The 13,548-nt window shown below is 57.3% G+C and carries 8 protein-coding genes and 2 pseudogenes; 4 read left to right on the top strand and 6 right to left on the bottom strand.

The features are described 5' to 3' along the window. The 6 genes and pseudogenes from B7O88_RS12490 to B7O88_RS12465 all read right to left on the bottom strand — a co-directional run. Positions 1 to 162: pseudogene (locus B7O88_RS12490) on the bottom strand (IS3 family transposase); the annotation flags it as partial. A 16-nt stretch (positions 163 to 178) separates the two neighbouring features. Further along, a complete protein-coding gene (locus tag B7O88_RS12485) occupies positions 179 to 1,264 on the bottom strand; it encodes an IS110 family RNA-guided transposase (protein WP_088276320.1) in 1,086 nt (361 codons plus the stop codon). 267 nt (positions 1,265 to 1,531) lie between these two features. Then, a pseudogene (locus B7O88_RS12480) lies at positions 1,532 to 2,406 on the bottom strand (IS3 family transposase); the annotation flags it as partial. Between the two features lie 243 nt (positions 2,407 to 2,649). Then, positions 2,650 to 4,023 carry a heavy metal sensor histidine kinase gene (locus B7O88_RS12475; RefSeq protein ID WP_088276318.1) on the bottom strand — a complete coding sequence of 458 codons (1,374 nt, stop codon included), beginning with the start codon at positions 4,021 to 4,023 and terminating at the stop codon, positions 2,650 to 2,652. Next, positions 4,020 to 4,694 carry a heavy metal response regulator transcription factor gene (locus tag B7O88_RS12470; RefSeq protein ID WP_045634019.1) on the bottom strand — a complete coding sequence of 225 codons (675 nt, stop codon included), beginning with the start codon at positions 4,692 to 4,694 and terminating at the stop codon, positions 4,020 to 4,022. The genes B7O88_RS12475 and B7O88_RS12470 overlap by 4 nt, the downstream gene beginning before the upstream one ends. A 324-nt stretch (positions 4,695 to 5,018) precedes the next feature. Next, the gene (locus tag B7O88_RS12465) at positions 5,019 to 6,338 is read right to left on the bottom strand and encodes an OprD family porin (RefSeq protein WP_088276317.1); all 1,320 of its coding nucleotides are present in this window, start codon (positions 6,336 to 6,338) and stop codon (positions 5,019 to 5,021) included. Between the two features lie 301 nt (positions 6,339 to 6,639). Here B7O88_RS12465 and B7O88_RS12460 point away from each other — a divergent pair, with 301 nt between their 5' ends. The 4 genes from B7O88_RS12460 (at position 6,640) to B7O88_RS12445 (ending at position 13,517) form a co-directional block, all read left to right on the top strand. Beyond that, on the top strand, positions 6,640 to 7,881 hold the full coding sequence (locus B7O88_RS12460; RefSeq protein ID WP_068506209.1) for a TolC family protein: 1,242 nt from the start codon (positions 6,640 to 6,642) through the stop codon (positions 7,879 to 7,881). A gap of 41 nt (positions 7,882 to 7,922) precedes the next feature. Further along, complete coding sequence (locus B7O88_RS12455) at positions 7,923 to 9,230, top strand: efflux RND transporter periplasmic adaptor subunit (protein ID WP_088276316.1); 1,308 nt, start codon at positions 7,923 to 7,925, stop codon at positions 9,228 to 9,230. An 18-nt stretch (positions 9,231 to 9,248) separates the two neighbouring features. Further along, positions 9,249 to 12,413, top strand: coding sequence for a CusA/CzcA family heavy metal efflux RND transporter (locus B7O88_RS12450; protein ID WP_088276315.1), 3,165 nt, complete (start codon positions 9,249 to 9,251; stop codon positions 12,411 to 12,413). Between the two features lie 183 nt (positions 12,414 to 12,596). Beyond that, complete coding sequence (locus tag B7O88_RS12445) at positions 12,597 to 13,517, top strand: cation diffusion facilitator family transporter (RefSeq protein WP_011914465.1); 921 nt, start codon at positions 12,597 to 12,599, stop codon at positions 13,515 to 13,517. Positions 13,518 to 13,548: the final 31 nt, after the last annotated feature.

The raw sequence follows: 13,548 nt of genomic DNA, 5'->3' as shown, positions 1-13,548 counted from the left end.
AGTGCTGTAGATCTTTCGCCTAATCCGTTCCCGCTTCAGCAGTTGGAAAAAGCTTTCCGCTACCGCGTTGTCATGGCAGTTACCACGCCGACTCATGCTACCAAGCAAGTTATTGGCTTTCAGGAAGCTCTGCCAGTCACCGCTGCTGAATTGGCTACCTTGGACGCCCTTCTAAGTGTCAAGTGGATACTGTGCTTTGGTTGATGACGCTATTTCGCCTCTGGATGATGCCGTAGACCTCCCGTGCGATGTAACGCTTTAGGCACCGGATTGCTTCCAGCTTTGAATGTCCCTCTGAGAGACGTCGACTGACATAAGCCTGGGTTCGAGCGTCCGTCCGAAGCCGTCCAATAGCGATGATATGGAGCGCACTGTTTGCGGCGCGATCACCACCTCGATTCAGCCGATGTCGGGTGACCTTGCCTGAAGAGGCCTGGACCGGGCTAACCCCACATAAAGCAGCGAAGCTAGACTCTGAGCGGAAACGATCACTGTTGTCGCCTGCTGTCAGTAGAAGCTGAGCAGCGGACTCGTAACCAATGGCATTTCGGGCAACCAGCTCTGGGGCAAGATCATCAACCAAGGCTGCAATCATCACATCCAAATCCGCTATCTCGTCATGCAGTTCGAGATAACGCCGCCCCAGCGACTTCAGAGCAATCCGGTAGGCGGACGTGACCTGACGATAGCTTGATAGATCTGGACGCCATGCTGCCAGCGTTCTAATCAATTGCATGCGGGTCAACGTGCGTAATGACTCACGCAGATCATCAGGCGCACTAACGATAGTGTTCTGGATCAGCTGTAAGGTAACGCGCCTAGCTTGTATGGCCGTCTTACGACACACTTTGAGCACGCGTAACGATTCGACCATGCCGTCTCGTTTTTTTGGGGTAACTGTACGAACGCCTGCGAAAGCCGCATGTGCCGTATTTCCGGCATCAAGGGTGTCATCTTTGCCCCGCTTGCGCCTATAACTTTTATCAGGCGCAGTAACTTCAAGAACGGTGATCCCAGCCTGTTCCAAGTAGCGCAATAGGCCTGCACCGTACGTACCTGTGCACTCGATGCCCACTCGAACCACTTCACCAAACGAGCGCATCCACGTCAGCATTTGTTTGTAACCCTGACGAGTAGTCGCAAAGCTCTCACTGGCCAGGATACGATCCTGCTCGTCTACGACTGCGGCGACGTGCAGGTCTTTATGGGTATCTACACCGCCTACGACCTGTCTCGAAACACTGCTGATTTTGGCGTTGGGCATGACTGGTCACTCCGGTTCACCGATTACGAACAGAGCCGCTTCAACCGGACACCTGGACAAGACAGTAAAGTGACGTGACGTCAGGCCCTTCTTGGGTCACATGTGTCGGCAAGGCGGTCACCTTGACGTGCAGTGTTCCCGGATGGTCGACAGGTCCAGGGAAAGACACAAGGGTCGATCGGAGTGTGGGTCAGGCCATCCGAGACGCTCCACGACCAGATCATCCATCATCGGTCTATCGCTGTGTGAGTCAGACCACATGGAAACACTGGCCAGTACATTCTTACTGTCGGAGTGAATCATCACCTCCTGCTTTGGCTTGCGGCGCCAAACGGCCATCAGTAAGGCATCAATAGCCAGGTCGCTGGTCATCTGCGGCTTCATTGACCAACCGATTACCTGCCGCGAGAACAGATCGAGCACCACCGCCAAATACAACCAGCCCTCATAAGTGCGGATGTAGGTGATGTCCGTGACCCAGACCTTGTTGGGTTCGGTGACATTGAACCGACGCTCCAGATGATTCGGTGAGGCCGCTGGAGGCTTACCGCCATAGCGGCCCGGTCGACGACGATACCCTGTCTGTGAGCGCAGCCCTTCCAGACGCATCAGTCGAGCAACACGATGCTTGCCGCATGCTTCTCCAAGCTCACGCAGGTCGTCGTGGATTTTGCGGTAGCCGTAGACGCCACCGCTCTCTAGCCACGAGTGCTTGATCAGGCCAAGCAGACGTTGGTCATCCTTGGCTCGTGCCGACTTCGGTTCAGCCAGCCAGGCGTAGTAACCGCTGGCATGTACTTTCAGGGTCAGGCAAAGGCGGCGAACGGAATAGTCTGCGGATAGCTGACTGATGAGGGCGTACTTTAACCGCACTCCTTGGCAAAGTACGCGGCGGCCTTTTTTAGGATGTCTCGCTCTTCGGTCACGCGCTTGAGTTCGGCACGCAGACGACGCAGCTCAGCTTGCTGCTCGTCTTCTTGCACGCGTTGCTTTTCAGGTTTGCTGTAGCGCTTAACCCAGGCATACAGGCTGTGGGTCGACATGCCCAAACGAGACGCTACCTCAGCCACCGGCAGACCTCGTTCGGTCACCTGCCTGACTGCTTCGATTTTGAATTCTTCGGGATAACGCGGATTGCTCATGGCACCTCCTAGTGGGCCGTATTATGAGGCCAGGAGGTGTCTACGAAACTAGGGGCGATTCAATGTTCTTCGCATTACAAAGCAGTAATTAACCATCGCTTTCTGCCGATTCGGCTCTGTTTTAAACTCATCGTTTTTGTAGACCATCCCACGCTCGATTAGGCCATGCATGCATTACATGCATGCATTAAATGTATGGCGTTGGTCTGATGGGGAGTGGGTACCAAGCCGTATCACTTTGAATCAGGCGTGCCGAGGAAAGGTGAGTTCGAATGTGGTCCGACCGTCTTTGCTGGCGACGGCCACGTGGCCTTTGTGGAGGTTCATCACTGAACGGACAATAGCTAGCCCCAATCCTGCCCCACGAGGTTGTATGCCGTTAACGCGGTAAAAGCGGTCGAACAGGTGCGGGAGATGATCCGATTCGATAGTCGCGCCATGATTGGTGACAGCCAGCGAGACGATGTCTATGTCCTTCTCAAGTATCTTAATTTCGACCGTGCTGCCAGTATTCGAATGCCGCAACGCGTTGGATAGCAGGTTGGAAATGGCCCGTTGGACCATAAGCCGATTTCCTAGAACTATGGCATCGCCCGTTACCGTCGTTGCGACTCCGGCTTCTTCGGCGAGGACTTCGAGGTATTCACAGACGCGATTCGCCTCACTTCCCAGGGATAGTTGTTCGAGTTTCAGTGCTGGGCTGGCGTGGCTGGCCTGGGCGAGAAACAGCATGTCTGACACGATTCGATCCATACGTTCCAGTTCTTCAACGGATGATTCGAGTACTTCACGATACTGCTCTTTGCTTCGCTCACGTACCAAAGTCACTTGGGCCTTGCCTATTAGGTTGTTCAGCGGAGTTTTCAATTCATGGGCCACATCGTCCGAGAACTGTGACAGTTGCTGAACTCCGTCATCGAGTCGATGAAGCATTACGTTGAGGCTGTGCGCTAATGCCTGGAGTTCTTGTGGGAGCCGATCGCTGCGGATTCGGGGTGATAGGTCCTGTGTCGATACCTTAGTCGCCAAGACCCGGAACTTGCGCAGCGGTCGCAAACCATTTTGGGCGATTAGCCATCCAGCCAATCCGATCAATATCAGTAGCATCGGCACGATCACTAAGGCCGAGCGCAGGAATGCAGCCACCAGCCGTTGATCGGCACTGCGATCTTGCGAAAGCAAAAGCGTCATTGGAGCCAGTCCCGGGACCTGGATTTGCTTGCGCCCGGTTAGCATCTGCACGCCATCCTTCGTTGTCCAGCCAAGATAGTCGCCGTCCCTGCTCACGAGATCCAGCAGCTGCGGCGCATGGGCGAACCGGCCGATATTGAAAATGGCTGATTGCGCCGTATCGCCGATGACCGTAATCGAAAGGTTGTCATGGCCGAGTACCGTATCGCTCAGTGCGTGTTGCCAGGAACGACCCATACGGGCTTTGGTGTCTTCTAGGAGTCCATGATCGATCTGCGAGAGCTTGGCCGTCACCTCCTCCTGGGCGCGCAATTCCAGTTGGCGCACAAGTACCCAGTAGCTCAGTGCAATCAGTAGCGCGACCAAAGCGGCGCCGGTCAGTGTGATTTGAAGCGCGAGACGCGATGCGAGGCTGAGTGGCTTCAAGGCCGCGCCTCCAGCACGTACCCGACACCGCGAATGGTGTGTATCAGGCGATCGCCAAAGGGTTCGTCCACCTTCATCCGCAAGCGACGAATTGCGACATCCACCACGTTGGTATCGCAGTCGAAGTTAATGTCCCAGACCAAGGCGGTAATTTCGGTGCGCGTCAGCACCTCGCCAGTCCGGCGCATGAGCAGGTGCAGTAACGCAAATTCTTTGCTGGTGAGATCAATACGCTGACCACTCCGGTAGGCCCGATGCCGGCCAGGGTCCAGTTCGAGGTCGGCTACACGCAGGTTGCTTGGAAGTGCGACTGCCTCGCCTCGCCGCAACAGTGTCCGGATACGAGCGAGCAGCTCGGGGAACTGGAACGGCTTGACCAGGTAGTCGTCGGCGCCCAGTTCCAAGCCGCGGACTTTTTGCTCTAGGCGGGCGTTGGCTGTCAGCATGATCACGCGTGTCTGCTTACGCCGCCTGATGAGTTCGAGCACCTCCCACCCATCCATGGTTGGCAGATTTACATCCAGTAGCACGATGTCATAGTCGTTCTGCAGTGCCAGGTGAAATCCATCGAGCCCATCATCCGCTCGATCAACCGTGTAACCACATTCGATAAGGCCCTGCTGCAGGTAGTCCGCAGCTTTGTTTTCGTCTTCTACAACCAGGATGCGCATGTTTTCAGGTAGCTCGGTAAGGAGGTAGGGTGCCGGCTAAACGGAACCAAAAATAATCTATGTAGTAACTATAAGGTCAAGACAAAAGCGACCTGGCCCTAGCGTGAAAGACAGAAGCGAAGATCTGCCTAGGGAAGCGCGAAGCACTCTAGCGCCGTAAAAGACCTGCAGGGCCATCTTGCAGATTTGTAATCTACTGGTCATTTGGTTGACTGGCAGCGCAAGGAGGCTCACTCAAGCAAAAAAAGGCGCCCCTATGGGCGCCTGAAACACATCTTCAAACCAAGGGAGCAAAAAACGAAGATGTGGTGTTGCCCGTGGTGCTCACAGGATCGAGAGCGGGTACTCTGCGATGAATCGAACCTCATCGAGGTCGGACTCGAAAGCAGTCGCCCGCGTAGTAGCCTGGCGCACCCGCAGAGAGAGATCCTTGATCGAGCCTGTCTGTACAACGTAGCGGGCTTCGACGTCGCGCTCCCAGCGTTTCTGTCCGGTCAGAGGGGCACCGTTATCGTCTTGGCGCATGTACACCTCGTTGGCGTTGCTGTAATCGGCGCCCCAACCGCGGGCGTAGCGGGTCATGAAGGTAAGGCCGGGTATGCCGTATTCCGCCATGTTCAGGTCGTAACGCAGCATCCAGGACTGCTCTTTAGGTGAGTTGAAATCACTGTACTGGATGGAGTTGTTCAGGTAGATCGAGTCCGCCTGGCGCAGGTAGTCAAAGTCATTGTTACCGTTGTTGCGCTGATAGGACGCCGTGACGGTGTGCGCGCCGAAGGCGACACCCAGGCTGGAGCTCCAGATGTTGTTGTTGAACTCGCCCAGCAGCTCGCGGCCTTCGTCGATTGCCTTGTAGTAATTGAAGCTGCCCAGCAGCGCGACGACATCAGAAAGCGGATAGGTGGCCGATAGACCGAAGTAATGTTGGTTCCAAGCGTCCTTAAGCCGGCTGGTGTACAGACTAAGACTGAGATTTTCGTTCACGCTATAGTCGCCGCCTGCGTAGCCGAGCCAAGGCGCGTCCACGGCCCCGCCGTAGAAGGTGACGAAGTCTTCGTTCATGTTACTGGTGTTGGGCTGGCTCATCGCGTGTAGGCGACCTCCCTGGAGGGTGAGTTCGCCTAGCGAGTTGTTCACGACGGTGAAGCCCTTGAAGGACTCCGGCAGCAGTCGCGAGTCGCCGAAATGTACGACAGGCGTAGTGGGAAACACATCGCCGGCCTTGATCTCGGTATCGAGCAGCCGTGCTTTCACCGCGCCTCCCACCCGAGTGAAATCATCCTCCGGATCGCCAGCGCTGTCGTGGGGAAGCAGGTCGATGCTGCCACCCACACCGGAGCGTCCCGAACCGGAATCGAGTTTGAGGCCGAGCATGGCGAAGGCGTCGACGCCGATCCCCACCGAGCCTTGGGTATATCCGGACTCAAAGAATGCCATCAGTCCGTGAGCCCATTCCTCAGAATAGCCATTGCCGGTGGCGCTCCCACCGTCGCGAAAATCTCGGTTGAAATAAAAGTTGCGATTTATCAGCGAAAGCGTGCTGCCTTCGATGAAGCCCTCCGCTGTTTCCGATTGGGCAAAGACCGGGGCGCTGCCCAGTGCCAGTGAAAGGGCTGTAAGTGAAAGGGCGGCCTTTTTGCTCATGATGATGCTCCTGATATACGGCATGTCAGCGCTCGAATGACGCCTTCGCCTTTTTGTTCGAGTGCCGGGCGATGATCTCCCCCTGTAAATGACCGCAGGATTAGCGGTAAATGACGATCTCGTAATCTTGAGCGGTGCAATCGCAGATATTCCTTGGATTACAAATTTGTAATGTCGTAGTCACCCGGCCGATATCCGCGCTTATCTAAAATCACGCCGCTTAGCCATCAGCTATCTGGCCGGTTTAGTGCGGCTGAGGAAACGCTATCGACGAAGGGGGCACTGCACTGCAGTGTTGCGTATGTATCAAAAGAAACGCTTGTATCTGCTTGCTAGCGGGCTGCTTGGGCTCGGGCTGGCACTAATGTCGCTCGAGGTGGGCGCGCAAGACGGTCTGACACTGGAGCGGGCCGTGTCCCTTGCGTATGAACGCAACCCAGAATTTTCCGCTGCGCGGTCGGAGATCGGCATCGCAAGCGGTCTGCGCCGCCAAGCTGGGGTTATCCCGAACCCGGAATTAGGGTTCGAGGTGGAAGACACTCAGTCCGACCGCCAGACCCGCTCAATTACAATCACCCAGTCGATCGAGTTGGGCGGCAAGCGCGGCGCTCGAATCGGCGTGGCGGATGCTAATCGCTCGATGGTGGATGCCGATCTCGACCTTCGACGCCAAGGATTACGTGCAGATGTGATCCAGGCATTCTTCGCCGCCCTGCGCGCCCAAGAAGGCATGCGACTGGCCGAGGCCTCTCTGTCATTGGCCGAACGGGCTGCTAAGGTCGCCGATGCACAGGTCGATGCCGGAAAAGTTTCGCCAGTGGAGGCGACGCGCGCCGATATGCAACTGGCGACCGTACAACTGGACCTGCGGCGAGCACGCCAGGAATGGGACAACGCTCGACAGATGCTAGCGCGCCTGCTCGGGACCGACGCACCGGAGTTTGGCAGTTTGCTGGGCAGTTTCGAACACCTGCCAGATGTGCCTAGCGAATCTGCATTATTGGCGCGCGTGCGTGAGAGTGCCGATATGCGTAGGGCTCTGCGCCAAGTGGCCTTGAGTGAAGCCGAGCTGGGGCTTCAGCGAAGCCAGCGCTACCCGGACATAAGCGTCAGTATCGGTAGCCAGTACGACGAAATCGAGCGTGAGCGCGTCAACCTCGTCGGCCTCTCTGTTCCGCTGCCTTTATTCGATCGTAACCAAGGCAATGTTCTGGCGGCCGCACGGCGGGCGGAGCAGGCGCGTGATCTTCGTAATGCGGCAGAGCTGCGCGTTCGTGCGGAGATCCAGCAGGCCCTTCGCGACTGGCGTACCGCACGTGCAGACGTCGAGGAAATACGCAACCGGATACTGCCGGCAGGACAGCGAACCGTGGAAGCGGCCACACGTGGTTTCAGTCTTGGCCGCTTCGCGTTCCTCGACGTGCTCGACGCACAGCGTGCGCTGATAGATGCACGCACGCGCTATCTGCAGTCATTGCAAGCCGTGGTCGACGCCTGGGCGCGTATCGAGCGGCTGTACGGACCTACCACTACCTTCGAATGACCGAAACGCCGCCATTACGTATTGGCGGTGGGGGAGCTTGCATGAAAAAACAGACGGGAATCGCTCTGGCGGTCGCTTTGGTACTGCTGACCGGCGTTGGCGTAAAACAGGGCTTCGTTCTTGAGGCGCAGGCCAGCGATAACAAGGCTGAGCACGCCGAGGATGGCCACGCGCATGAGGATGGAGAAAGCGGTCACGAGGAATCTGAGAACGACCATGGGGACGAAGACGGTCATGACGCTGAAGGCGATGGCCACGGCCATGGTGACGAAAGCGGTCATGGCGGTGAGGAGGACGAGCACGGCAACGAAACGCATGCCGAAGGTGAGATTGAGCTTTCCGAAGAGCAGATACGTGCCGCAGGCATTCAGCTAAGCAAGGCCGGACCGGCTGAAATCGGCTCGTCTGTATCTTTGCCGGGCGAGCTGCGTTTCGACGAAGACCGTACCGCACATGTCGTGCCCCGTGTGGCCGGCGTTGTCGAATCGGTTTCGGTCAACCTGGGTGACCAAGTGAAGAAGGGCCAGTTGCTGGCGGTTATCGCCAGCGAGCAGCTGTCCGAGCAGCGTAGTGAGCTGGCTGCCGCCGAGCAGCGCCTCCGGCTGGCTCGCACCTTGTTCGAGCGTGAGCGCACCCTATGGCAGGAGCGTATCTCTGCAGAACAGGACTATTTGCAGGCCCAGCAGAGCCTGCGCGTAGCAGAAATCGACTTGCGTAATGCCCAAGAAAAAACACGGGCGCTGGGCGGCGGAAGTGGCGCAGGCGTAGGCAACCGCTACGAGCTGCGCGCACCTTTCGATGCAGTGGTCGTCGAGAAGCATATTGTGCTGGGCGAGCGTGTGGATGAAACGACCAGCGTCTTCACACTGACTGACTTGTCGCGGGTTTGGGCCATGTTCAGCGTACCTGCCCGTGAATTGATGCGCGTAACCGTCGGCCGAGAGGTTGAAGTCGTCGCAGGCGAGCTAGGAGTACGAACGATGGGCAAGGTCGCCCATGTGGGCAGCCTGCTTGGAGAGCAGACGCGTGCCGCGACGGCCCGCGTGACCCTGGCCAACCCTGATGGGGCATGGCGTCCCGGTCTTTTTGTGACGGTCCGAGTCAGCGCCGATGGACGCAGTGCACCGGTCACGGTGCCGGTCGAGGCGGTCCAGACTGTGGAGAACGCGCCGACCGTTTTCGTTCGCACGCCGCACGGTTTCCAGGCGCATCCGGTCTCGCTGGGTGCAGGCGACGAAAACCGCGTGGAAATTCGTGACGGATTACAGGCCGGTCAAGAAATCGCTACGGCTGGCAGCTTCATCCTGAAATCCGAACTCGGCAAAGGCTCCGCCGAGCACGTTCACTGATCCATCGGATACCAACTTATGTTCGAACGTATTCTTCGCTTCGCCATCGAGCAGCGCTGGCTAGTGCTGCTCGCGGTCTTGGGCATGGCCGGCGTCGGGGTTTATAGCTACCAGCACTTGCCCATCGACGCTGTGCCCGACATCACCAACGTCCAGGTCCAGATAAACGCTGCGGTCCCAGGCGCGTCGCCGCTCGAAACCGAGCAACGCGTTACCTTCCCCATCGAGACGGCGATGGCCGGCTTGCCTCACCTGCGCCAGACACGTTCATTGTCGCGCTCCGGGTTCGCTCAGATCACCGTAATCTTTGATGATGGCACCGATCTCTATTTCGCCCGGCAATTGGTGAGTGAACGGCTGCAGGCCGCGAGCAACGAGCTTCCGCAGGGCGTGGAGGTCACTCTCGGTCCCATCTCCACCGGCCTGGGGGAAATCTTCCTCTGGACGGTCGAGGCCGAGCCCGAGGCGCGCCGTCCTGATGGTCAGCCCTACACGCCGACCGACCTGCGTGAAATCCAGGACTGGATCATCAAGCCGCAGCTGCGAAACGTTCGAGGCGTTGCCGAGATCAACACGATCGGTGGCTTCGCCAAAGAGTATCAGGTAGCGCCCGATCCGAAGCGCATGGCCGCGTACCGAATCACTCTGGAACAACTTGTAGTTGCGCTCGAACGTAACAACGCCAACGTCGGCGCCGGCTTCATCGAGCGTAATGGCGAACAATTGTCGATCCGCACACCCGGCCAGCTCGGCTCCCCCGAGGACATTGGCAATATCGTCCTGAGCAACGCAGGCGGTGCGCCCGTGCGGGTACGCGATATTGCCGAAGTGGGGATCGGTCGCGAGCTGCGCTCTGGCGCGGCCACCGACAATGGACGCGAGGTGGTCCTCGGGACCGCCTTTATGCTGGTGGGAGAAAACAGCCGTAGCGTGTCGCAGGCAGTCGCGCAGCGTTTGGAGATTATCAACCAGAACCTGCCAGAAGGCGTGAGCGCCATAACGGTCTATGACCGGACCGACCTTGTTGACAAGGCCATCGCCACGGTTCGCAAGAACCTAATCGAAGGCGCGATCCTGGTTATCGCCGTGCTGTTTCTGTTCCTCGGCAACCTGCGTGCAGCCCTAATCACCGCGATGGTCATCCCGCTTTCCATGCTATTCACCTTCACCGGCATGGCGACTAATAAGGTCAGTGCCAACCTCATGAGTCTAGGGGCACTCGACTTCGGCATCATCGTCGACGGTGCGGTGGTCATCGTCGAAAACGCAATCCGCCGGCTTGCCCACGCCCAGGAAAAACATGGCAGGATTCTGACCCGCAGTGAGCGTTTCCACGAAGTATTCGCGGCGGCCAAGGAGGCACGGCGTCCGCTGATCTACGGCCAGCTGATCATCATGGTGGTCTACCTGCCGATCTTTGCGCTCACCGGTGTCGAGGGGAAGATGTTCCACCCCATGGCATTCACGGTGGTAATCGCACTGTTGGGCGCCATGATTCTCTCGGTCACCTTCGTACCCGCTGCTGTTGCCCTTTTTGTCACCGGTAAAGTGCAAGAGAAGGACAACCGCCTGATGCGTGCCGCGCGCAATGGCTACGCACCGGTGCTCGACTGGGTCATGCGTCATCGCACATTGGTATTCAGTGGCGCCGTCGCTAGCGTGCTGCTGTCTGCGCTGCTGGCCATGCGAATGGGTAGCGAGTTCGTTCCGAGCCTCAGCGAGGGTGATTTTGCGCTTCAAGCTCTGCGCGTTCCAGGGACCAGCCTCTCCCAATCCGTGGATATGCAGCAGCGGCTCGAAAAGGCAATTGCCGAACAGGTCCCGGAGGTCAAGCGTACGTTTGCCCGAACCGGCACCGCAGAGATCGCGGCTGACCCTATGCCGCCGAATATTTCGGACAGCTATGTGATGCTCAAGCCCAAGGAAGAATGGCCAGATCCGGACAAATCCCGCGAGCAGCTCATTGAGGACATCCAGAAGGCGGCCGCATCTGTACCAGGCAGCAACTATGAGATGTCTCAGCCGATCCAGTTACGCTTCAACGAGCTGATTTCCGGAGTTCGCAGCGATGTGGCCGTTAAGGTGTTCGGGGACGACATGGATATTCTCAACAAAACGGCTGATGACATCGCGGCGATACTTCAGGACGTACCAGGCGCGTCCGAAGTAAAAGTCGAGCAGACAACGGGCCTCCCGCTGCTGAGCGTCAATGTGGATCGCGACAAGGCGGCACGCTTCGGACTCAACATCGGCGATGTGCAGGATACTGTCGCAGCTGCGATCGGCGGACGGGAAGCTGGAACCTTCTTTGAGGGTGACCGCCGTTTCGACATCGTTGTTCGTCTTTCCGATACGCTGCGTGCCGATCCGGATGTGCTAGCTCGCTTGCCGATTCCGGTGCCGGCGGTGGCGGGCGCAGCTAGCGACCGAATCGACTTCATCCCGCTGGCTGAAGTTGCCACGCTGGAATTCGTGCTGGGACCGAACCAGATCAGCCGTGAGGATGGTAAGCGTCTGGTTGTGGTGAGTGCCAACGTTCGGGGGCGTGACATTGGCAGTTTCGTCCAAGACGCGTCTGCGGCAATCGCCGAGCGAAACCCGGTAGCGCCCGCTTATTGGACGACCTGGGGTGGGCAATTCGAGCAGCTACAGGCTGCCGCCAAGCGCCTGCAGCTGGTCGTCCCACTCGCCTTACTGCTGGTCTTCGTGCTTCTGTTCATGATGTTCAACACCCTGCGTGATGGGCTAGTCGTCTTCACCGGCATTCCGTTCGCGCTTACCGGGGGCATTCTTGCGCTCTGGCTGAGAGACATTCCCCTCTCGATTTCGGCTGGCGTCGGGTTCATCGCGTTGTCGGGGGTAGCAGTGCTGAACGGACTAGTGATGATTGCTTTCATTCGGGGGCTGCTAGAGGAGGGCCGGCCTTTATCCGAGGCTGTGCGTGAAGGCGCACTGGTGCGATTACGCCCGGTCCTGATGACGGCGTTGGTGGCGTCGCTCGGCTTCGTCCCGATGGCGTTGGCCACAGGGACCGGCGCGGAAGTCCAACGGCCTCTGGCGACCGTGGTCATTGGCGGCATCCTGTCCTCGACAGCACTGACGCTGCTGGTATTGCCTGCGCTCTATTACACGGCTCTGCAGCGCCGCATGAAACGCAACGAAGAGGATGAGGACGCGAGCTGATATTGGTTTTCTCCCAACGTAGGCCAGGCTTGATGCCTGGCCTTTTTATGAATATCCAATCGAAGCTTCGAAGGGTTCACTGAAAGGATTTGTGGCCCCAATGCGCTGGTAACGACTGACGGGTACGTTATCGAGAAACAAAAAAAGCGCCTCGAAAGGCGCTTAAATACAGGTTAAAAACCAATGGGCCACGAACATAACCATAACACCGAAGCTATAGGCGATAAGCGTCTAATTGCTGCTATAGGCGTTAACGCCGCATTAACACTGGCACAAATAGTCGGTGGAATACTCTCTGGTAGCTTATCACTCATTGCTGACGCGCTACATAATTTGAGCGATGCCGCATCACTGGTTATTGCGCTGATCGCACGTAAGATCGGTCGCAGACCGCCAGATGCATTTAAAACCTTTGGCTATCGACGCAGTGAAACCATAGCGGCTTTGATCAACTTGGTCACCCTGATCATCGTCGGTCTCTATCTTATTTACGAGGCCATAGGCCGGTTGTTTTCCCCGCAGCCCATTGAAGGTTGGACAGTGGTCGTGGTCGCGGGAATAGCCTTGGTTGTAGATATCGTCACGGCCTTTCTCACCTACACAATGTCCAAGAACAGCATGAATATAAAGGCGGCATTCTTGCACAATGTGTCGGATGCGCTGGCCTCCGTCGGCGTTGTTATCGCCGGGACATTGATACTTCTGTATGGGTGGTACTGGGCGGATACTGTACTGACACTGATGATTGCTGGCTACGTGCTCTGGCAAGGCTTTAGCATGCTGCCTAAAACCATCCATCTGTTAATGGAGGGCGCGCCAGAAGGCGTTTCCGTCGCTGATATAATCAATGTCATGGAACAAGTAAACGACGTCGAGGGCGTTCACCACGTGCATGTTTGGGAAATCGCTGAGCATACAATTGCACTGGAAGCACATGTTGTCATCAAGAAGGCGAGTCTGCCTGGGATCGAACGAGTGAAGACTGATTTGAAACGTGTACTCCATGAGCAATTCAAAATCAGCCACTCGACACTCGAGATGGAGCTAGACGGCAGTGTTTGTCTCGACACCAAGCAGACCGACAATCACTGCAGCGAAGCATAAGCTTACTATGCGCTACAATTAAAACAAGGGG

Source organism: Halopseudomonas aestusnigri, from assembly GCF_002197985.1.
In the GTDB taxonomy this organism is placed as follows: domain Bacteria; phylum Pseudomonadota; class Gammaproteobacteria; order Pseudomonadales; family Pseudomonadaceae; genus Halopseudomonas; species Halopseudomonas aestusnigri.
This window is presented reverse-complemented; position numbering and strand designations above follow the sequence as displayed.

Coding starts and splice junctions, on each gene's coding strand:
- B7O88_RS12485 (WP_088276320.1), bottom strand. CDS start 1,264: ATGCCCAACGCCAAAATCAGCAGTGTTTCGAGACAGGTCGTAGGCGGT.
- B7O88_RS12460 (WP_068506209.1), top strand. CDS start 6,640: ATGTATCAAAAGAAACGCTTGTATCTGCTTGCTAGCGGGCTGCTTGGG.
- B7O88_RS12465 (WP_088276317.1), bottom strand. CDS start 6,338: ATGAGCAAAAAGGCCGCCCTTTCACTTACAGCCCTTTCACTGGCACTG.
- B7O88_RS12470 (WP_045634019.1), bottom strand. CDS start 4,694: ATGCGCATCCTGGTTGTAGAAGACGAAAACAAAGCTGCGGACTACCTG.
- B7O88_RS12445 (WP_011914465.1), top strand. CDS start 12,597: ATGGGCCACGAACATAACCATAACACCGAAGCTATAGGCGATAAGCGT.
- B7O88_RS12455 (WP_088276316.1), top strand. CDS start 7,923: ATGAAAAAACAGACGGGAATCGCTCTGGCGGTCGCTTTGGTACTGCTG.
- B7O88_RS12450 (WP_088276315.1), top strand. CDS start 9,249: ATGTTCGAACGTATTCTTCGCTTCGCCATCGAGCAGCGCTGGCTAGTG.